Below are 17,809 nucleotides of genomic sequence, written 5' to 3'. Positions count from 1 at the left end.
TAGCGTGAGCTTCATGATGCTGACGACGACAAGCACGGGGTACGACGAGGCGCGGCTCGGGTTCCAGCGGCGCGACCCGCACCGGCCGGCGGTGATCTTCCCGGTCACGAGCGTGGAGGAGGTACAGCAGGCGGTCCGGTACGCGATCGACCACGATCTGCGGATCGCGGTGCAGGCGGCCGGGCACGGGCTGATCGAGGGGATCGACGGCGGCGTGCTGATCGCGACCGCCGGTTTCAACGGCGTCACGGTGGATGCCGAGCGGCGGACCGCGTGGATCGAGGCGGGGGCGACCTGGCGGGACGTGCTGGCCGCGACCGCGCCGTACGGGCTCGCCCCGCTGTCCGGCAGTGCGCCCGGTGTCGGCGCGATCTCGTACACGCTCGGCGGGGGACTGGGGCTGATGGCCCGGCGGTTCGGGTACGCCGCGGATCACGTCCGGCGGATCGAAGTGGTGACCGCGGACGGCGTACGACGGAACGCGGAGGACGACCCGGACCTGTTCTGGGCGCTCCGGGGCGGCGGCGGGAACTTCGGTGTCGTGACGGGGATCGAGATCGACCTGTTCGAGGTACCGACAATCTTCGGCGGCAGCCTGTCCTTCGACCTCGCCGAGTACCCGGATGCACCCGAGGTGTGGCGGGAGTGGACGCGGACCGTGCCGGAGGAGGTGACGTCGGCGATCGCGATCCTGCCGATCCCGGACCTCCCGCAGGTGCCGGCGCCGTTGCGTAGGAAGTACATCGGCAGGATCCAGGTCGCGATCCTCGGCGACCGCGGTGCCGAGCTGATCGCACCGCTGCGGGCGATCGGGACGCCCGTGATCGACACAGTCGGCGAGCTGCCGTACGTCGAGTCCGGGAAGATCTTCGCGGAGCCGGAGCATCCCGACAGCTACAGCTCGTGCAACGCGCTGGTCGACAACCTTGATGCACTGAAGACCTTGCCCGGTCCGGAAGCGTCGCGGATGCACGTGATCGGCATCCGGCACCTCGGCGGCGCGCTCGCCCGGCAGCCCGAGGTCCCGAACGCGGTCGGCCGTCGCGAGGCGGCGTACTCGCTGACCGTGCTCACCCCGGGCGACGGCGAGGCTGCGAGCGAGGTGCTCGAACCGTGGCGGGAGGCAACTATTGGCCGCGCCCTCAACTTCAGCTTCGCCAAGCTCGCACCGGAGGAGATCGCCGAGGCGTACGACGACTACGACCGGCTCGTCGAGCTCAGGCGCCGGTACGACCCGAACCGTCGCCTGTGGGCGAACCACCAGCTCGAGTGTCCAGTAAGCGATGCAACTGGACACTAGCGATCAGCTCTTCGACCATGGCACCTTTACCGGAGACGTATGCGCTGCGGTCGGTGGTGAGCAGGTGCGCCAGCTCGCGCTTGCGAGCGGCGTACCGCTCCCGATCGGCGGCGTCCACGCGCAGATGATCGCGGAGCAGCACGTGGTCCCGGTGTGCTTTGTTGCCGTCGACAACGACGTACAGATGGTGGTAGTGGACCGCGTTGGGCGGCAGTGCGAACGCCTCGCGACCCGCGATCCCCTGGTCCCCCTCGTGGACGTACCCCGCCGCGGCCAGGCGCGAGATCGCGGCCGGGACCAGGTCGGCCGACGGTACGACGACGTCCACGTCGATGATCGGCTTCGCCGCCAGACCGGGTACGGCGGTACTGCCGACGTGCTCGATCCGGTGCGGGAGCTCGGCCAGGTACGGCGTCAACCGCGCGCGGATCTCCGCGAACCACAACGGCCAGCGCGGGTCGTAGTCGATCACCTCGGCTGGGACGATCACAGAGCCGCCGTGACGTCGACCTCGACCAGCTGCCCCGGGAACCCGAGCTGGGCGACGCCGAGCAGTGTGCTCGCCGTGGTGAACGCCGCCGCGATCGGCGAGGCGTTCAGCTGGTCCCAGACCGCGCTGAGCTCGGCCCGGTCGGAGCTGGCGACGTAGATCACCGTGCGGACGACCTGGTCAGGTGTCGCGCCGGCGGCCGTCAGAGCGGTGAGGATGTTCGTGATCACCTGCGCGGTCTGCCCTTCGAGGCCGCCCGCGGCCAACTCACCGGAGGGCTGCAACGGGCACTGCCCGGCGAGGTACAGCAGGGTGTCCGCCTGGACCCGCGTCACATGGTGATACCCAGGCGTGGCATGCAGCCCCTCGGGGTTGTTCCGTTCGATCGTCACGCCTCGACCCAACGTGATCCCTCACGCCCCGGTCAAGAGATTTAGCACGTACCGCTTCTGCCAGGGCGTTTCCACCGCGTGCTTGTCGTAGTGCTGCCTGACGTAGTCGACCGCCTGATCAGCCGGCACACCATCGAGTACGGCGAGGCACGCGAGCGCCGTACCGGTCCGTCCGCGACCGCCCCCGCAGACCAGCTCGACCCGTCCGGTCGCGGTCCGCTCCAGGGCCTCGCGGAACGCTGCCAGCGCCTGTGGACGATCGACGGGCAGCCGGAAGTCCGGCCACTTCACCCAGTACGCCTCCCACGGCACGTCGGGCGGTTCCTTGCCGAGCAGATACACGCCGTACGTCGGGAACGGCGCTGCCGCCGGGCCGTGCCGCAGACCACGTCCGCGCACGAGCCGACCCGACGGCAGCTCCATCACACCTGGTGCGTCCTTGATCCAAAGGCCCACAGGGTCAAACTACACAAGCCGATCCTCGGTCGAGGTCGAGAACAGGTGCAGCTTCTCCGGGTCCGGTGCCAGGTGGATCACGGTGCCCTTGTCGTTGTGCAGGCGGGTACCGATCCGGGCGATGATCTGGTCGCTGGTGTGCTCCGCGGTCCCGTACAGGAACGCGTCCGACCCCAGCTCCTCGATCACCGACACCTTCACCGGCAGACCGTCGTCGGCGAGGTGCAAGGCCTCCGGGCGAACCCCGAGCGTCAGCGTCTTGTCGGCACCGGCCTTCGCCAGTACGTCGCGCGCGATCGGGACCACGTAGTCGCCGATCTTCGCGCCGCCGTCGACGATCTCGGCCTCGATCAGGTTCATCGCCGGCGAGCCGATGAAGCCCGCGACGAACTTGTTCCGCGGGCCGTCGTACAGGTTCAGCGGGGTGTCCACCTGCTGCAGTACGCCGTCCTTCAACACAGCCACCCGGTCGCCCATGGTCATGGCCTCGACCTGGTCGTGGGTGACGTAGACGGTGGTGACACCGAGCCTGTGCTGCAGTTCGGCGATCTGGGTACGGGTCTGTACGCGGAGTTTGGCGTCCAGGTTCGACAGCGGCTCGTCCATCAGGAAGACCTGCGGGTTACGGACGATCGCGCGGCCCATGGCGACGCGCTGACGCTGACCACCGGACAACGCCTTCGGCTTCCGGTCGAGGTACTCCTCCAGCCCGAGCAGCTTGGCCGCATCCTGCACGCGCTGGGCGCGCTCGTCCTTGTGGATGCCCTGCATCTTCAGGGCGAAGCCCATGTTGTCGGCCACCGACATGTGTGGGTACAGCGCATAGTTCTGGAACACCATCGCGATGTCGCGTTCCTTCGGCGGGGCGTTGGTGACGTCCCGGTCGCCGATGAAGATCGCTCCCTCGTTCACCTCTTCGAGCCCGGCCAGCATCCGCAGCGCGGTCGACTTACCGGAACCCGACGGCCCGACGAGCACCATGAACTCGCCGTCCTCGATGTCCAGATCCAGCTTGTCCACCGCGGCGATGTCGGTGCCCGGGTACACCCGGGTGGCTCCCTTGAACGACACAGTAGCCATGTCGCGCTTCCTCTCCTTCGCCGGCAGGAACGTGCCGGACGATCCGTAGCAAAGGCCCCCAGGTCTTGGGTGTCTACTTGCCACAACCGTCGCTGGCCGACTTACATTCCGGCGTGAAACAAGGCCTCAGAAGTACCGGCCGTCCGGACCGACGAGCTCGAGCAGGGCTGTCACCGCTCGGCTCGGTCGGCGTCCGGCGAGGGTGGCCACCGACAACGTCCAGGTCAGGTCGACGCCCTTCAGCGGGATCTTGGCCACGCCGGGCTCGCCGGTCAGGTCCGGCTCGGGGACGACGGCGACACCGAGTCCGGCCCGGACGTAGTCCGGAATGCTGGTCAGCTCGGGGACCTCGACCTGGATCCGCCGCGGTCGTCCGATCGCCTCGAAGGCCCGGTCGACCATCTTCCGGTTCCCGAAGCCGCCCGGCATGTCGACGAAGCGTTCGCCGGCGATGTCCTCGAGGTGCAGGGCTTCCCGCCGCGCAAGGTCGTGCCCGGTGGGTAGCAGTACGACGAAGGGAACTGTGGCGATCTCGCGGACGTCGAGTCCGCTGAGTTCGGGTTTGGGCAGGCCGAGCAGCGCGACGTCGAGCCGGCCGTGCCGTACGTCGTCCGCGAGGCCGGTCGACCCGGTCGGTGAGGTGGCGACCTGCACCTCGACCAGCGGGTACTTGCGGTGAAAGGCGCCGAGCAGCTCGGCCATGTTGACCAGGCTGAGCCGTGCGAGGGTGCCGATCCGGAGGTTGCCGCGCAGGCCGGTGGACGCCTCCTCGACCACGGCGCGCGCCCGGTCCAGCGCCTCGAGTGCGGCCTTCGCCTCGGGCAGCAGCGCCTGCCCGGCGGCCGACAGCACGACCCGCCGCGTGGACCGGTCGAAGAGCGTCGTCTTCAGGTCGGTCTCCAGCGCGCGTACGGCGGCCGACACCGTGGACTGGACCGTGAACATCCGCTGTGCCGCCCGGGTGAAGCTCAGCTCCTCGGCGACCGCGACGAAGTACTCCAACTGCCGACTGTCCACAGGCACAATTATCGGAGTTGCCGATAAGAGCATGCAAGAACTTTCGTTGGACTCGATAGATCCGGCGCGGCAACCTGGAACCATGTCAACCATGACGTCTTCGCGGACCGGCGCACGGATCCGGTTCGCTCATGCTCCGGGGTTCTGGGTGATCGCGGCGGCCTTCCTCACCACGATGGCCTTCTCGACGATCCCGACGCCGCTCTATGCGATCTACCAGCACCGCGACGGCTTCCCGACGTACGTGATCACGGTGATCTTCGCCAGCTACGCGATCGGCGTGATGGCCTCGCTGTACCTGGCCGGGCACGTCAGCGACTGGCTCGGGCGGCGGCGGGTCGCGCTGCTCGCCGTACTCGCGGAGGCCGTGTCCGCGGCGATCTTCCTGATCTGGCCGGCCGTCCCCGGGCTGCTGCTCGCGCGGTTCGTCTGCGGCGTCGGCGTCGGCGTACTGACCGCGACCGCCACCGCGCACCTGTCCGAGCTGCGGCAGATCGCGCGGCCGGGGGAGGACCCGAGCCGGTCCGCGTTGATCTCGAGCATGGTGAACCTCGGCGGCCTGGCGTTCGGTCCGCTCGTGGGCGGTCTGCTGGCGCAGTACGTCGACGCCCCGCTGCAGCGCCCGTACGAGATCTTCCTGGTGTTGCTGCTGCTCAGTGCGGTCGGGATCGCCTTGGTGCCGGAAACCGTGGAGCGGCTGGAGGAGCGTCCGGCGTACCGGCCGCAGCGGGTCGCGCTGCCGTCGTCGGCGCGGCCGTTGTTCTTCGCGTCCGCGATCGGGGCGTTCGCGGCGTTCGCGATCTTCGGGTTGTTCACGTCTCTCGCGCCGACGTTCCTGGCCGGCGTGCTGCACCACACGTCGCGGGTGCTGGCCGGGGTGGTCACGTTCGCGGTCTTCATCGCGGGTGCGGGGAGCCAGGTCGCGTTCGTGCGGATGTCCCGCCCGCGTCAGCTTCGGCTCGGACTGGTCGCGATGAGCGTCGGCCTGGTCGGCGTCGCGGTCGGCGGGCTGGTCCCGAACCTCTGGCTGTTCGTCATCGGCGGGGTCGTCGCCGGTGCCGGCGTCGGCCTGGTGTTCCGCGGGGCGGTCGCCACGGCCGCCGCGCTCGCGGACCCGTCGTCGCGCGGCGAGGTGCTCGCGGCACTGTTCCTGATCGCGTACGCCGGACTCGCGATCCCGGTGCTCGCGATCGGCCTGGGAATCGCGCTGCTTCCGGCCCAGGTCGCGCTGCTGATCTTCTCGGCGCTGATCCTGGTCCTGGTGAACGCCGCGGTATTACGGATGCTGGCCGCCCAGGGCAAGTGATCTGATGCGGGGATGGACCTCGAACGTGACTACGGGCTGACCGTCGCCGAGCTCGCACCGCACTCCGGCGGCTTCGCCACCGAGGGCTGGGTCGCCGACGGCCGGTGGTTCGTGAAGCGGTGGAAGCCCGACGAACAACCGTTGGGCCTGGAGCAGTTGGGGGAGTTGCATGCGCTCGGGCTCCCGGTAGTGGAGCCGTTGCGGACCGTCCGCGGCGAGCTGTCCGGGATGAGCGGGTCGCAAGCGTACGCTGTCTTTCCTTACATAGAAGGACGGACGGCGACCTGGGGTGACTGGTCGGCGGTGGCGCGCGCGTTGCGCCAGGTGCACGAGGCTCCGCTGCAGATGACGCTTCCGCCCGCGGATGTCAGAGAGCCGCACATCCGTAACCTGGAGCGGTACCTGCAGCACCCGTGGATCGTGGATCGCGCGGAGGTGGTGCGGACGGCGATCGCGCGGCTGGACGACGTACGGGCCCGACTGAAGCCGGTGCGGGAAGTCCTGTGCCACACCGATTTCCACGGGCTGAACGTGCTGATCGACGGACGCGGAGAGGTGGCGGCGATCCTCGACTGGGAGAGCGCGGTGATCGGGCCGCGCGAGTGATGAACGACGTGGACCGGCCTGGCGTCGACACCTGGGGCTTCGACCGGATCGCCCGCGTGGACAGCGACCTCGAGATCTTCAGGCGGTACTGCGGTTAGCGCCGGGGCCCGGGAGTACGTCGACGTCGTCCGCGTGCATCGGGTTGCCGCAGTGTGCGCAGACCAGGTCGACGTGGCTGATCTCGCCGCACGCGTGATGCCGGTACAGCACCGGCGGGCCTGCCGTACCGGCCAGCCATTTGTCGCCCCAGGCAACCATCACCATCAGGACGTCGACCAGCTCGCGGCCCTTGTCCGTCAGCACGTACTCGTACCGCGGCCGCTGGTCGTACGGCCGGCGCTCGATGACACCGCGGTCGACCAGGTGGTTGAGCCGCTCGGTGAGCACTTTGCGGGAGATCCCGAGGTCCGCCTGGAGCTCCTCGAACCGCGCGAAGCCGACCCAGATGTCGCGCAGGATCAGCGGCGACCACGGCTCGCCGATCACGTCCAGCGTGCGCGCGATCGAGCACGCCATCTCACCGAAGTCCGTTCGCTGCATGGAATCAGTCTAGCGCCTGGGGTTCCCTAAAGGAACTCCAGTGTGTTAGCGTTCCTTCAAGGAACTCCAACCGGAAGGCATCATGATGAGCAAGGTCTTCGCCGCCCTGGCGGTCTCGGTCGACGGGTACATCAGCGGCCGCGACTCCGGGCCGGACCACGGCCTCGGCGACGCGCCGATGCTGTTCGACTGGTACTTCGACGGCGACATCCCGAGTCAGGCGTTCGACGGCTTCAAGCTCAGCGAGCCGAGTGCGCGGGTGTTCGACTCCGCGGCCACCCGAGTCGGTGCGGTCATCGCCGGCCACAAGACGTACGACGACTCCGGTCACTTCGGCGGCAACAGTCCGCACCCGAACGCGTCGCTGGTCGTGCTGAGCCACGGACCGGTGGCGGAGGTCAGCGAGCGGCAGACCCTCGCGCACACCATCGAGGACGCGGTCGCCGCTGCCTGTGACCTGGCCGGCGGCAAGGATGTCGGCCTGATGGGCGGCGGCGTGGTCACCGCGGCGCTCCGGGCCGGACTGGTCGACGAGCTGATCCTGCACCAGGTCCCGATCCTGCTCGGCGGCGGTCGCCCGTTCTTCCAGGAGTTGCCGGACCACATCCGCCTGAACCTCGTCGAGGCCGTGCCCGCGCCCGGCGTCACCCACCTGCACTACGAGATCGTTCGCTGAAGGAGCACAGCCATGTTGAAGCCCGCCGTACGCAGCGCCGTCGAGAGCACCTCGATCGCCCACCTGGCCACCGTCCTCCCGGACGGCTCGCCGCACTCGATCCCGCTCTGGGTCAGCACCCTCGGCGACAAGATCATCTTCCTCACCGGCCCGAACTCCCAGAAGGCCCACAACCTGCGCCGCGACCCCCGGGTCGCGCTGTCCCTCGCCCCGGTCGACAACCCGTACGAGCCGGTCATCGTCCGCGGCCGCGTCACGTCCTGGATCGACGGCGACGAGGGATGGGCACTGGTCGACCAGATCGCCCAGAAGTACATCGGCCAGCCCTACAGCCGGGACCTCGACCGAGTCGTCGGCGTCATCGAGGTCGATCACCAGACCGTCGGCGTCAGCTGACCACCTAGGATGCGCGCATGGGTGTGACGGTGACAGTTGGGGAGCAGGACGCGTATCTGGCGCGGGTCGGGCGGGCCGGGATGTTGATGCTGCCGATGATCACCGGGATCGGTGAGCAGGTTCGGGAGTGGGCCGACGAACTGGCCGGCGAAGGGATCACCGCGCTGTCGTGGGATCCGTTCAAGGGGCGGAGCACGGACAACGCCACCCGCGAAGAGCTCAGCGGAATGTTGCGGGAGATGGACGACGACGCCGCGCTGGCCGAGCAGTCCGCGTTGCTGGACCACCTGTTCGGCGAGCTCGGGTGCAGCAAGGTCGGGGTGATCGGCTGGTGCCTGGGCGGGCGGTTCGCGTTCCTGCTCGGAGCGCGTGACCAGCGGGTGGCGAACGTCGTCGCGTTCCACCCGACCGTGCCGTCGGACCGGCCGCCGCACCACACGTACGACGCGCTCGCCGAGGCGGCCGGGATCACCGCGCCGGTGCTGGTGAGCTACCCGAGCGCGGACGCCGCCGTACCGAATGCGGACTTCGAGACGCTGCAGACCGTGCTCCAGGCGCGGACCGTCGGCGCGACGTTCGCGCAGTACTTCCCGGGCGCGGACCACGGCTTCTCCGACAAGTCGCGGCATGGCAAGGACGTGAACGCGGACGCGTTCCGGCTGGCATGGCCGCAGGCGCTCGCGTTCATGAAGTCGACCGTCGCCTGAGCCCGGCCTCGACCTGCCGGTGCAACTCACCCAGCCGGCTCCGACCGGGCGTGCCGTCGGGGTAGCGCGCCAGTACGTCGCACACCACGTCCGGCACCCGCTCGATCGCCCACCGGACCACGGCGTCGCCCGCCGCCGGATCCCCGGTCGCCAGTTCCTCGGCGTACGCCGCGTACTGCGCAGCCGCCACGATGTGCTTCACCTGTGTAAAGAGTTTCACGCCGCCCGGCGGTGGTCGGTCGGGGTGATGCCGCGGACGCGCTTGAACGCGACGCTCAACGCGAACGCGTTCGCGTACCCGACACGACGGGCGATCGTCTCCACGGTGTCGCGGGTAGCACGCAGCTGGTCGGCGGCAAGCGTGATGCGCCAACCGGTCAGGTAGCTCATCGGCGCCTCGCCGACGACAGCCGTGAACCGACGAGCCAGCGACGCCCGCGACACCCCGACCCGATCCGCCAGCTCGGTGACGTTCCACGGATGTGCCGGATCCTCGTGCAGCAGGCGCAACGCCGAACCGGCCACCGGATCCGTCTGCGCCTGGTACCACCCGGGCGCATGCGACTCCGGCCGGGCGAACCACGCGCGCAACGTGGTGATCAGCGCGAGGTCGAGCCACCGGTCGAGCACCGTCTGCTGCCCCGGCACATCCCGCTGGATCTCGCTGGTGATCATCTCCATCACCGACCCCGCCACCTCGGCCGCCGGTACGACGAGCACCGAGGGGAGCGCGGTGACCAGCCGCCGGCTGACGTCGCCCGCGACCTGATAGGTGCCGCTGGCAACCATGATCTCGCCGGTCTTCCGGCCACCGAAGGTCCGGACGCCGAGCTGGGCGGAGTAGTCGATCGGTGCCCCGGGCAACCGTTCGCAGAGGCCGCCGGGGTGGATCCGCAGCACCGGCGCGGTGGCGGTCGAGTCGGCGACGACGTACGGCTCCGGGCCGGTGACGATCGCGACGTCGCCCTGCTCCATCCGCTGCGGCTCGATCCCGGCGCGGGTCAGCCAGCCGGAGCCGCGGACGATGGTGGCGAGCGCGAGCGGGGCCTCGTCGCGGATCTCCAGCGCCCACGGCAGATCCAGGATCGTCATATTGAACACCCCGTCCTGCGCGCGGGTCCCGGTGAGCAGCTCGTCGAGTACGTCCATACCCCGAGCCTAGGCCAGATTGAGCGTCCGGAACATCCAATTGCGGCGTACGGCCATGGTTTGTCTCAGCAACTGCCGGTGGACTGGAGCCATGACACCGATTCTGATCCTCAGCGGCAAAGGCAAGACCGGCCGTCGCGTCGCGGCCCAGCTCGACGCGCGCGGCGTCCCGTACCGGCTGGCGTCGCGGTCCAGCGAGCAGCCGTTCGACTGGTACGACGAGAGCACCTGGGCGGACGCGGTCCGCGGTACCACGACGGCGTACCTCGCGCCGCCGGTCGGGCCGACCGGGCTCGCGCAGGCCGGCCGGTTCATCCAGCAGGCGGACGGGTTGCGGCGCGTGGTGCTGCTGTCCGGCCGCGGCGTCGGCAGCTCGGGGCGGGACTTCGCCGTGTACGACGGGCAGCTCGAGCTGGAGAGCGTCGTACAGGCGAGCGGGCTGGACTGGACGATCGTGCAGCCGGCCTGGTTCGCGCAGGGGTTCAGTGAGGACTTCCTGCGGTACGACGTACTCGCCGGCCAGATCCGGCTGTCCGCGGGCGCGGGCGGTGAGGCCTGGATCGACACCGACGACGTCGGCGACGTGATGACCACGGCGCTGCTCGACGAGACGTACGCCGGCCAGGTGCTCGCGATCTCCGGTCCGCGCGTCCTCACGATGACCGAGATCGCCGGCGAACTGACCGCGGCGACCGGCCGGCCGATCGAGTACGTCGACCTGGACCCGTCGACGCATGTGGCCGAACTACGGGAACAGGGCCTGCCGCCGGAGGACGCCGAGGCGGTCCGCGACCTGTTCACGGTGATCCGCAACCACCGCTCCGAGTACGTCTCCGACGGGGTCGAACGCGTCCTCGGCCGGCCGGCCCGCGACTTCACCGACTGGGCCCGCGAAACCGCCAAAACCGGAGTGTGGGACGTCTGACCGTGTCCGTCCAACACTCCGCCACAGTGGCGGACAGAACCTGACCGCTACCCATGGCACGCTGAGTCCATGGCCGAAACCTCCGCCCGCCTCCTCGCGCTGCTGTCGCTGCTGCAGGCCCGGCGCGACTGGCCCGGCGCCCTGCTCGCCTCGCGGCTCGAAGTGAGCCCGCGGACGGTACGCCGGGACGTCGATCGGCTGCGCGACCTCGGCTACCCGGTTCGCGCGACCAAGGGTCCCGACGGCGGGTACCGCCTGGACGCGGGCGCCGAGCTGCCGCCGCTGCTGTTCGACGACGACCAGGCGATCGCGGTCGCGGTCGCGCTGCAGACGGCGACGACCACGGTCACCGGGATCGAGGAGGGCGCGCTGCGGGCACTGGCGACGGTTCGACAGGTGATGCCCGCGCGGTTGCGGCAGCGGGTCGACGCCCTGCAGGTCACCACCGTCGACCGGTACGCACACCGCCGTACGACGGTCGACTCGGACCAGCTGATCGCGATCGGGATGGCGGTCCGCGCGCAGGAGGTGCTGCGGTTCGACTACGCCGCGCCCGGTGCGCCGGAGGACGAGTGGACACCGCCGCGCAAGGTGGAGCCGCACCACCTGGTGACCTGGGGCGGACGCTGGTACCTCGTCGGATGGGATCTGGATCGGCAGGACTGGCGGACGTTCCGCGTCGACCGGATGACGCCGAAGACGCCGACCGGTCCGCGGTTCACGCCGCGCGAACTGCCCGCGCCGGACATCGCGACGTACATCTCCAGCCGCTTCCGCGGACAGGACAAGAACCCGTGCCGGGGCGAGGCGATCCTGCAGGCGAAGGCGTCGGACATCGCGCAGTGGGCCGGGTACGGCGCGGTCGTCGAGGAGCTGTCGCCGACGAGTTGCCGGCTCGCGCTCACCGGCTGGTCGTGGACCGGGCTGGCCGCGACGTTCGGGATGTTCGAGTGCGAGCTGGAGTTCATCGGACCGCAGGAGTTGAAGGATGCCGCGGTCCAGCTCGCCGCTCGTTACCAGGAGGCGTCATCGTGAGTGCGGAACTGATCGTCGTGGATGCCGCTGCGTGGCACACGTGGCTGCGGACGAACCATGCGGAGTCGGACGGCGTCTGGCTCGTGCTCGCGAAGAAGGGCGTGACGAGACCGACGAGCCTCACGTACGACGAAGCGCTGGACGAAGCCTTGTGTCACGGCTGGATCGACGGGCAGCGACGCGGTCGTGACGAGCAGACGTTCATCCAGCGGTACACCCCCCGCCGCAAGCAGAGCATGTGGTCGAAGCGGAACGTGGACCTGGTCGCCCGGCTGGAACAGGACGGCCGGATGCACCCGGCCGGACATGCTGAGGTCGAGCGGGCGAAAGCCGACGGCCGCTGGGACAAGGCGTACGGCGGGGCGAGTACACGCGAGGTCCCGGACGATCTGGCGGCGGCGCTGGCCACGGAGCCCGAGGCGCAGGCGATGTTCGAGATCCTGACCAGCGCCAACCGCTTCGGCGTCATCTTCCGGGTCACCGGCGCCAAACGCCCGGAGACCCGGGCGAAACGGATCGCGCAGTTCGTCGAGCAGCTCGCGCGCGGCGAGACGATCTATCCGCAGAAGCGGACGCTGGACCGCTAGGCAGGCAAAACCCGCCCTTTACCGCCTGATCCGGGCCGAAACAGCGGGTTTTGCCTGCGTGCAGGTCCTATTCGCCGACGAGGTCGAGCGTCGCCTCCTGCCCCGCGGTGAGCGGGAAGTAGGCGAGGAACGTGACGGCCTCGTCCGCGGTGTCGAAGCGGCTGATCCGGTCGACGGCCGGCTCGTAGAACACGTCGCCCGGATGCAGGACCTGAGGTTCGTCGTCGCCGCCCTGCTGGTAGATCGCCGACCCCGACACGATGTTCCCGAACACCGGGCCGTTGTGGATGTGCGCACCGAACGCGGTGTGTGGCTCGATGGTGATCCGCCGTACCTCGACGCGCTGCACCGGGAGGGCCGCGGGCAGTTGCTGATCGAGGACGACGACACGCCTGATCGCTGGGTTCATGCCGTACATACTAATAGGTACAGAGATCGTTCGGGCCGTGCAGGTCCCGGGGGAGCGGGTGATTCAGTAGAGGGTCGGGTTGAGCGGGGAGGAGATGGTCTCGCCGGGCTGGTTGCCGGGCATCCAGGTGGCCAGGTCGGCGACCTGGTTCGCGTTCACCGGTTCGGAGATCTCCATCGCGGCGTCGACGTAGATGACCGTCATCACCCGGCGCGGGATGTCGGTGGTGTTCGGCGGCGCGTGGTGGAAGGTCCAGCCGCGGTGGTAGCTGACCTCGCCGAGCTCGTACGGGTCCGAGACCTCGGTGAAGTTCTGCTGGGCGAGCGCCTCCTGCAGGACCCGCTCGGACTCGTCGCTGATCGGCAGGTCGCGCCCGAACTCGAACGTCTGACTGCCGGCCGCGAACGACAGCGGCCCCATCTCCATCGGGGTGTCCTGCAGCGGTACCCAGATCGTCACGCACCGGTCGGTCGTGAACGGCCAGTAGTACTGGTCCGCGTGCCACGGGGTGACGCCGCCGCCGGACTCCTTGTAGAGCGCCTGGTCGTGGTACAGCCGCACCGACTGCACCCCGAGCAACTGCGCCGCGATCCGCGCCAGCCGGGGCGACGACACGAACTCCAGCACCCGCTCGCTGTCCTGCCAGAGGTTCGACACCTGCAGGAACGCCTTCCCGTAGGTGTCGCGCTCGTCCAGCGGCAGGTGCTGCGTGTTCAGCTCGATCACCTTGCCGGTGATCTCCGGCTCGTACTCCGCGATCGTCTCGGCGCTGAGCACGTTCTTCAGCTTCACGAATCCGTGCTCGGCGAAGTGCGCGATGTCGGACCGGCTGAGGGCGTAGTCGGTCTCGAGCTCCGGGCGGGTCAGAGTCATGAGAGACAAGGCTCCCTGCAGGTTCCATCGCTGTAAAGATCAGTGATCAAATCTTTGCCCTACGTGCACGTGCAGCAGAAAGCGTTAGGACGGAAAAGCGAACCGGTCCAGCGCCTCGAGGATCAGCTCCTGCGTGGTGCTGCCGCCCGCTCCGTGGCCCTCCTGCTCGACCAGATGCAACTCCGCACCCGGCCACGCCTGAGCCACCCGCCAGGCGACATCCGCCGGGCTGCTGATGTCGAGCCGGCCGTGGATCAGCACCCCCGGGATCCCCGCGAGCTTGCCGGCGTCGCGCACCAGCACGTCCTCGTCCAGCCACGCCGCATGACCCCAGTAGTGCGTGACGAGCCGCGCCAGCCGGAGCCGCAACACCGGATCGTCGTACCGCGAGTCCGGCCGCCAGTTCGGGTGGGTGCGCACGTGGGTGTCCTCCCAGGCGCACCAGTCCCTGGCCGCCCGATCCCGGACTGCCGGATCCGGATCGTCCAGCAGCCGGCTGTAGGCGAGAGCCAGATTCCCGTCCCGCTCCTCCTCCGGTACGCCGTCCCGGAACCGGGCCCACTCCTCCGGAAAGATCCGGCCCATGTCGCGGGTGATCCACGCGACCTCGCGCCGAGTCGTGTTGGTGACGCTGAACAGCACGACCTCCGACACCGCCGCCGGGTGCTGCTCGGCGTACGCGAGCCCGAGCGTCGCGCCCCAGGACGCCCCCAGCAGCAACCACCGCTCGATCCCGAGCACCCGCCGGAGTTGCTCGAAGTCCGCGATCAGGTGCGCGGTCGTGTTGGTCCGCAGCTCCACGTCCGGTTCGGCGGCGTCCGGCGTACTGCGCCCGCAGTTCCGCTGATCGACCAGAACCACCCGATACCTCGCAGGATCGAAGTACCTCCGCCACCACGCCCCGGCCCCGGAACCTGGTCCACCGTGTACGACGAGCGCCGGCTTTCCGGCCGGGTTCCCGCAGACCTCCCAGTACACGCGGTGCCCGTCGCCGACGTCGAGCAGGCCGTGGTCGTAGGGCTCGATCTCGGGATACATGCTCAGAGGACTCCGGTGTAGGTGAGGGCGAAGGCGGCGCAGGGGAAGAGGAACAGGGTGGCGAGGACGATGATGCCTTTGAAGGATTGACGGGGGCCAATGAGTTTGGGGTACGCCGCGACCAGGACGGGAACCATCACGACCTCGAGGGGGAGCATGCCGCGGGGGATGATCGTGCCGGTGGCGGCGAGGATGACCGACAGTGCGGCGGCGGCGATCCAGGCCGTGTAGCCGAGGCGGTACGTCGTTCGGGCGCCGAAGCGGACGGCGATCGTGTGGTAGCCGGCGGCGCGGTCCGCGTCGAGGTCGGCAATGGTCGTGGGGAGGTAGAGGCCGACGGCGGCGAGGGTGCCCTGGAGGCCCATCAGCCAGGGGAAGTCGCTGAGGTCGGGGTTGATCGCGGCCCAGCCGGCCAGCGGTCCGAAAGCGCCCAGCGCGAGAGCGTTCACGGCGACGTCGAAGCCGGCGCGGGTCTTCAGGCGGACCGGAGGGACGGAGTACGCGTACCCGAGCAGTACGGCGAGCAGCACGCCCAGCGCGAACACGACGCCGACGAGCAGGCTCAACCCGACCGCCGCGACCGCCGCCGCGAAGGCCAGCCGCAACGCCGCCCGGAGCGTGACCCGCCCGTCGAGCAACGGCGACTTGGCCTTTCGCGGGTTGAGCCGATCGCTCGGCAGGTCGTACGCGTCGTTGACGCCCAGTACGGCGAGCCACACCAGTGGACCCATCACGACCGCGCCCACGATCAGCCGCGGCCACTCCTCGACCGGCGGGATCAGCCGGTGCGTCGCGAGCAGGATCCCTGTGTAATAAGGGACGATCGACACCACCCAGAACGCGGGCCGACCGACCGCGACCACATCACGAACCCGCGGCCCCCGTACCTGCACGTCCGTGCTCACACCACCACTGTCCACCTCCGCGGTGCATCCCGTCCTCCCTCCACCGAGTGAACCTGCTCACCCGTGCGGCTGGATGTGAGCCACGGAACCCTTCTCGAGCGCGACCCAGATCGTGCCGTCGGCCGACAGCCCGTGCGGCTCGGCCCCGTCGCCGAACCCGAACCGTTGGGTGATGTTGCCCTCGGCATCGACCTGGACCAGCTCGGCCGCCGCCCACAACGTGATCCAGCAACCGTCCGGCGTCGCCGCCACGGCATGCGGCTTCGACCCGCCCGGCAGCGCGAACTCCTCGATCGTCCCGTCGACGTCGATCCGGCCCACCCGGTCCGCCAGCAGCTCGGTGAACCAGACGCCGTCGGGTCCCGCGCTGATCCCGACCGGGCCGGTGGCGTCGGTCGGCAGGGGATAGGTGGTGACGTCCCCGGCCACGGTCATCCGCCCGATCGCGTTCGCCTGGTTGAGCGTGAACCACAGGTCCCCGGCGTACGTCGTGATCATCGCCGGGAACGCTCCCGTCGTACCGATCGGGTACGTCGTGACCTCGCCGTCCGTCGTGATCCGGCCGATCGCGTCGTTGCTCATCAACGTGCACCACAACGCGCCGTCCGGTCCGACGCACAGCCCGTACGGCGCGCCCGCGATCTGCACCGCCGACGCGACGCCGTCGTACCCGATCCGCCCGACCCGGTCGTCGCCGTTGCGGGTGAACCAGACCGCGGCGTCCGGCCCGTCGACGATCACGCTCGGCCGCGACTCCGGCGCCTCCAGGTCGAACACCCGCCCCGACACGGTCGCGACCCGGCCGGTGTGGACCAACGTCGTCCACACCTCGCCGCCTGCTGCAACCACGCCGTACGGCGCACCCTCGACCGCGATTTCCCTAACTGACATGACTGCTCTCCTCCAGGTCGATGACCGCGACTCCGTCGCGGGGGTGGTGGGAAAATCGATCACGGTTCCGCGCCAGCGGGATGCGAAGCGGCGGTCGTGGCTGACGACGACGAGGGCGCCCGCGTAGGGGTCCAGCGCCGCCTCCAATTCCTCCACCAGGACCAGCGACAGGTGGTTCGTCGGCCGTCCGTACGCGACCCGGTCGGCCGTGGTCCGGACGAGCATCCGCAGCTCCGCGACGTCGTCCTCCCACTGCTGCCAGGCCTGTTCGAGCCGCGCCCGCTCGGCCGCCTTCTCGTGCAGGGACAGCTGGGTAGACATGAGGATCCTCCTGACCTCTCGCGGGTTCGTGGTTGGCGAACGGCGGGTCAGAAGATCACTGGCTACTCCCTAAATGCGACGTAGGTTGCGTTAAGATGATGCCATGACCGATCGCGTTCGCGCAAGCAGGCCGGGAGGACGGACCGCCCGGGTCCGCTCCGACGTACTCGCGGCGGTGGAGACCGAGCTGGCCGAGCACGAGTACGACGGGCTCACGATCGACGCCGTCGCCGTACGCTCGGGCGTCCACCGCACGACGATCTACCGGCGCTGGAAGACCGTCGCCGGTCTGCTCGTCGACCTGCTCGAAGCCGGCGCCGACGACGCGTGGGAGCCGGCCGACACCGGCTCGCTCGAGGGCGACCTGATCGCTGTCAACCGCGAGATCCACGCCGCGCTGACCGCCCGCCCGTCGGTCACCCAGGCGGTGATCGCTGCTTCGTTCCGTACGACGGAAGCGGCCGAAGCGCTCACCCGCTTCTGGGACGACCGCTACAAACGCACCGCCCTGCTCGTCTCCCGGGCCGTCGAACGCGGCGAGCTTCCGGCCGACGTGGACGCCCATCAACTCCTCCTCACCGCGACCGCCCCGATCTACCATCAGCTCGTCCTCCTCCGGCATCCGATGACCCGCGCGCAGGCGGACCACCACGCCCGCGTCGCCGCTAAAGCCTTTGCGACCTCCCGCGCCGCGGACCTACCGTGACGGC

General features: G+C 69.5%; 23 protein-coding genes. 10 read left to right on the top strand and 13 right to left on the bottom strand.

What is annotated here, in order from left to right:
• The first annotated feature begins 13 nt into the window (after positions 1-13).
• Positions 14-1,300, top strand: coding sequence for an FAD-binding oxidoreductase (locus tag JOF29_RS23405; protein WP_209696621.1), 1,287 nt, complete (start codon positions 14-16; stop codon positions 1,298-1,300).
• On the opposite strand, the gene JOF29_RS23400 is transcribed toward JOF29_RS23405, so the two are convergent.
• The 5 genes from JOF29_RS23400 to JOF29_RS23380 all read right to left on the bottom strand — a co-directional run bounded on the left by JOF29_RS23400 (position 1,218) and on the right by JOF29_RS23380 (position 4,735).
• On the bottom strand, positions 1,218-1,790 hold the full coding sequence (locus JOF29_RS23400) for a GrpB family protein (RefSeq protein ID WP_209696620.1): 573 nt from the start codon (positions 1,788-1,790) through the stop codon (positions 1,218-1,220). The genes JOF29_RS23405 and JOF29_RS23400 overlap by 83 nt on opposite strands.
• Positions 1,787-2,182 (bottom strand): RidA family protein, encoded by a 396-nt coding sequence (locus tag JOF29_RS23395; RefSeq protein ID WP_209696619.1) that lies wholly within the window; start codon positions 2,180-2,182, stop codon positions 1,787-1,789. Before JOF29_RS23395 ends, JOF29_RS23400 begins: the two co-directional genes overlap by 4 nt.
• A 21-nt stretch (positions 2,183-2,203) precedes the next feature.
• The gene (locus JOF29_RS23390; protein WP_307863631.1) at positions 2,204-2,638 is read right to left on the bottom strand and encodes a phosphatase domain-containing protein; all 435 of its coding nucleotides are present in this window, start codon (positions 2,636-2,638) and stop codon (positions 2,204-2,206) included.
• 9 nt (positions 2,639-2,647) lie between these two features.
• Positions 2,648-3,718, bottom strand: coding sequence for an ABC transporter ATP-binding protein (locus tag JOF29_RS23385; protein ID WP_209696618.1), 1,071 nt, complete (start codon positions 3,716-3,718; stop codon positions 2,648-2,650).
• Between the two features lie 126 nt (positions 3,719-3,844).
• The gene (locus tag JOF29_RS23380) at positions 3,845-4,735 is read right to left on the bottom strand and encodes a LysR family transcriptional regulator (RefSeq protein WP_209696617.1); all 891 of its coding nucleotides are present in this window, start codon (positions 4,733-4,735) and stop codon (positions 3,845-3,847) included.
• 91 nt (positions 4,736-4,826) lie between these two features.
• Between JOF29_RS23380 and JOF29_RS23375 the strand changes: the two genes are divergently transcribed.
• Both JOF29_RS23375 and JOF29_RS23370 read left to right on the top strand, forming a co-directional pair.
• On the top strand, positions 4,827-6,041 hold the full coding sequence (locus JOF29_RS23375) for an MFS transporter (RefSeq protein WP_245359391.1): 1,215 nt from the start codon (positions 4,827-4,829) through the stop codon (positions 6,039-6,041).
• A 12-nt stretch (positions 6,042-6,053) separates the two neighbouring features.
• Complete coding sequence (locus tag JOF29_RS23370; protein ID WP_209696615.1) at positions 6,054-6,647, top strand: phosphotransferase enzyme family protein; 594 nt, start codon at positions 6,054-6,056, stop codon at positions 6,645-6,647.
• Positions 6,648-6,725: 78 nt separating this feature from the next.
• Here the strand turns inward: JOF29_RS23370 and JOF29_RS23365 are convergent, their stop codons facing one another.
• Positions 6,726-7,187 carry a winged helix-turn-helix transcriptional regulator gene (locus tag JOF29_RS23365; RefSeq protein ID WP_209696614.1) on the bottom strand — a complete coding sequence of 154 codons (462 nt, stop codon included), beginning with the start codon at positions 7,185-7,187 and terminating at the stop codon, positions 6,726-6,728.
• Between the two features lie 82 nt (positions 7,188-7,269).
• On the opposite strand from JOF29_RS23365, the gene JOF29_RS23360 reads away from it, so the two are divergent.
• Genes JOF29_RS23360 through JOF29_RS23350 form a run of 3 tightly spaced genes read left to right on the top strand, consistent with a single transcriptional unit; the run spans position 7,270 to position 8,966 of the window.
• Positions 7,270-7,863, top strand: coding sequence for a dihydrofolate reductase family protein (locus JOF29_RS23360; protein ID WP_245359389.1), 594 nt, complete (start codon positions 7,270-7,272; stop codon positions 7,861-7,863).
• A 12-nt stretch (positions 7,864-7,875) separates the two neighbouring features.
• Positions 7,876-8,259 carry a TIGR03618 family F420-dependent PPOX class oxidoreductase gene (locus tag JOF29_RS23355; RefSeq protein ID WP_209696613.1) on the top strand — a complete coding sequence of 128 codons (384 nt, stop codon included), beginning with the start codon at positions 7,876-7,878 and terminating at the stop codon, positions 8,257-8,259.
• Positions 8,260-8,276: 17 nt separating this feature from the next.
• Entirely contained in the window at positions 8,277-8,966 is a 690-nt protein-coding gene (locus JOF29_RS23350) for a dienelactone hydrolase family protein (RefSeq protein ID WP_209696612.1), read from the top strand.
• Here JOF29_RS23350 and JOF29_RS23345 read toward each other — a convergent pair.
• Positions 8,944-9,168: a hypothetical protein gene (locus JOF29_RS23345; protein ID WP_209696611.1), complete on the bottom strand. Its 225-nt coding sequence runs from the start codon at positions 9,166-9,168 to the stop codon at positions 8,944-8,946. The two genes, JOF29_RS23350 and JOF29_RS23345, sit on opposite strands and share 23 nt — an antisense overlap.
• Before the next feature lie 14 nt (positions 9,169-9,182).
• Positions 9,183-10,115: an AraC family transcriptional regulator gene (locus tag JOF29_RS23340; RefSeq protein WP_209696610.1), complete on the bottom strand. Its 933-nt coding sequence runs from the start codon at positions 10,113-10,115 to the stop codon at positions 9,183-9,185.
• A 91-nt stretch (positions 10,116-10,206) separates the two neighbouring features.
• Here JOF29_RS23340 and JOF29_RS23335 point away from each other — a divergent pair, with 91 nt between their 5' ends.
• From JOF29_RS23335 to JOF29_RS23325, 3 genes are all read left to right on the top strand, one after another.
• Entirely contained in the window at positions 10,207-11,040 is an 834-nt protein-coding gene (locus tag JOF29_RS23335; RefSeq protein WP_209696609.1) for an NAD(P)H-binding protein, read from the top strand.
• Positions 11,041-11,109: 69 nt separating this feature from the next.
• Positions 11,110-12,075 (top strand): helix-turn-helix transcriptional regulator, encoded by a 966-nt coding sequence (locus tag JOF29_RS23330; protein WP_209696608.1) that lies wholly within the window; start codon positions 11,110-11,112, stop codon positions 12,073-12,075.
• Positions 12,072-12,662: a YdeI/OmpD-associated family protein gene (locus JOF29_RS23325; protein ID WP_307863629.1), complete on the top strand. Its 591-nt coding sequence runs from the start codon at positions 12,072-12,074 to the stop codon at positions 12,660-12,662. The genes JOF29_RS23330 and JOF29_RS23325 overlap by 4 nt, the downstream gene beginning before the upstream one ends.
• Positions 12,663-12,729: 67 nt before the next feature.
• On the opposite strand, the gene JOF29_RS23320 is transcribed toward JOF29_RS23325, so the two are convergent.
• The 5 genes from JOF29_RS23320 to JOF29_RS23300 all read right to left on the bottom strand — a co-directional run bounded on the left by JOF29_RS23320 (position 12,730) and on the right by JOF29_RS23300 (position 16,778).
• Positions 12,730-13,071, bottom strand: a complete 342-nt coding sequence (locus tag JOF29_RS23320) for a cupin domain-containing protein (protein ID WP_209696607.1) — start codon at positions 13,069-13,071, stop codon at positions 12,730-12,732.
• 63 nt (positions 13,072-13,134) lie between these two features.
• The gene (locus JOF29_RS23315; protein ID WP_209696606.1) at positions 13,135-13,944 is read right to left on the bottom strand and encodes a phytanoyl-CoA dioxygenase family protein; all 810 of its coding nucleotides are present in this window, start codon (positions 13,942-13,944) and stop codon (positions 13,135-13,137) included.
• 84 nt (positions 13,945-14,028) lie between these two features.
• Positions 14,029-14,982, bottom strand: coding sequence for a prolyl aminopeptidase (pip, locus tag JOF29_RS23310; RefSeq protein ID WP_209696605.1), 954 nt, complete (start codon positions 14,980-14,982; stop codon positions 14,029-14,031).
• A gap of 2 nt (positions 14,983-14,984) precedes the next feature.
• Positions 14,985-15,887, bottom strand: a complete 903-nt coding sequence (locus tag JOF29_RS23305) for a UbiA prenyltransferase family protein (RefSeq protein WP_209696604.1) — start codon at positions 15,885-15,887, stop codon at positions 14,985-14,987.
• Between the two features lie 57 nt (positions 15,888-15,944).
• On the bottom strand, positions 15,945-16,778 hold the full coding sequence (locus JOF29_RS23300; RefSeq protein WP_209699959.1) for a Vgb family protein: 834 nt from the start codon (positions 16,776-16,778) through the stop codon (positions 15,945-15,947).
• A gap of 424 nt (positions 16,779-17,202) precedes the next feature.
• Here JOF29_RS23300 and JOF29_RS23295 point away from each other — a divergent pair, with 424 nt between their 5' ends.
• Positions 17,203-17,805, top strand: coding sequence for a TetR-like C-terminal domain-containing protein (locus JOF29_RS23295; RefSeq protein WP_209696603.1), 603 nt, complete (start codon positions 17,203-17,205; stop codon positions 17,803-17,805).
• Positions 17,806-17,809: the final 4 nt, after the last annotated feature.

It is taken from the genome of Kribbella aluminosa (genome assembly GCF_017876295.1).
Lineage (GTDB): Bacteria > Actinomycetota > Actinomycetes > Propionibacteriales > Kribbellaceae > Kribbella > Kribbella aluminosa.
This window is presented reverse-complemented; position numbering and strand designations above follow the sequence as displayed.

What these genes read in the sequence shown, in the direction of transcription:
- JOF29_RS23405 (WP_209696621.1), top strand. Translation starts at nt 14, where the DNA reads ATGATGCTGACGACGACAAGCACGGGGTACGACGAGGCGCGGCTCGGG.
- JOF29_RS23385 (WP_209696618.1), bottom strand. Translation starts at nt 3,718, where the DNA reads ATGGCTACTGTGTCGTTCAAGGGAGCCACCCGGGTGTACCCGGGCACC.
- JOF29_RS23375 (WP_245359391.1), top strand. Translation starts at nt 4,827, where the DNA reads ATGACGTCTTCGCGGACCGGCGCACGGATCCGGTTCGCTCATGCTCCG.
- JOF29_RS23370 (WP_209696615.1), top strand. Translation starts at nt 6,054, where the DNA reads ATGGACCTCGAACGTGACTACGGGCTGACCGTCGCCGAGCTCGCACCG.
- JOF29_RS23365 (WP_209696614.1), bottom strand. Translation starts at nt 7,187, where the DNA reads ATGCAGCGAACGGACTTCGGTGAGATGGCGTGCTCGATCGCGCGCACG.
- JOF29_RS23360 (WP_245359389.1), top strand. Translation starts at nt 7,270, where the DNA reads ATGATGAGCAAGGTCTTCGCCGCCCTGGCGGTCTCGGTCGACGGGTAC.
- JOF29_RS23355 (WP_209696613.1), top strand. Translation starts at nt 7,876, where the DNA reads ATGTTGAAGCCCGCCGTACGCAGCGCCGTCGAGAGCACCTCGATCGCC.
- JOF29_RS23350 (WP_209696612.1), top strand. Translation starts at nt 8,277, where the DNA reads ATGGGTGTGACGGTGACAGTTGGGGAGCAGGACGCGTATCTGGCGCGG.
- JOF29_RS23340 (WP_209696610.1), bottom strand. Translation starts at nt 10,115, where the DNA reads ATGGACGTACTCGACGAGCTGCTCACCGGGACCCGCGCGCAGGACGGG.
- JOF29_RS23335 (WP_209696609.1), top strand. Translation starts at nt 10,207, where the DNA reads ATGACACCGATTCTGATCCTCAGCGGCAAAGGCAAGACCGGCCGTCGC.
- JOF29_RS23330 (WP_209696608.1), top strand. Translation starts at nt 11,110, where the DNA reads ATGGCCGAAACCTCCGCCCGCCTCCTCGCGCTGCTGTCGCTGCTGCAG.
- JOF29_RS23320 (WP_209696607.1), bottom strand. Translation starts at nt 13,071, where the DNA reads ATGAACCCAGCGATCAGGCGTGTCGTCGTCCTCGATCAGCAACTGCCC.
- JOF29_RS23315 (WP_209696606.1), bottom strand. Translation starts at nt 13,944, where the DNA reads ATGACTCTGACCCGCCCGGAGCTCGAGACCGACTACGCCCTCAGCCGG.
- pip (WP_209696605.1), bottom strand. Translation starts at nt 14,982, where the DNA reads ATGTATCCCGAGATCGAGCCCTACGACCACGGCCTGCTCGACGTCGGC.
- JOF29_RS23300 (WP_209699959.1), bottom strand. Translation starts at nt 16,778, where the DNA reads ATGTCAGTTAGGGAAATCGCGGTCGAGGGTGCGCCGTACGGCGTGGTT.
- JOF29_RS23295 (WP_209696603.1), top strand. Translation starts at nt 17,203, where the DNA reads ATGACCGATCGCGTTCGCGCAAGCAGGCCGGGAGGACGGACCGCCCGG.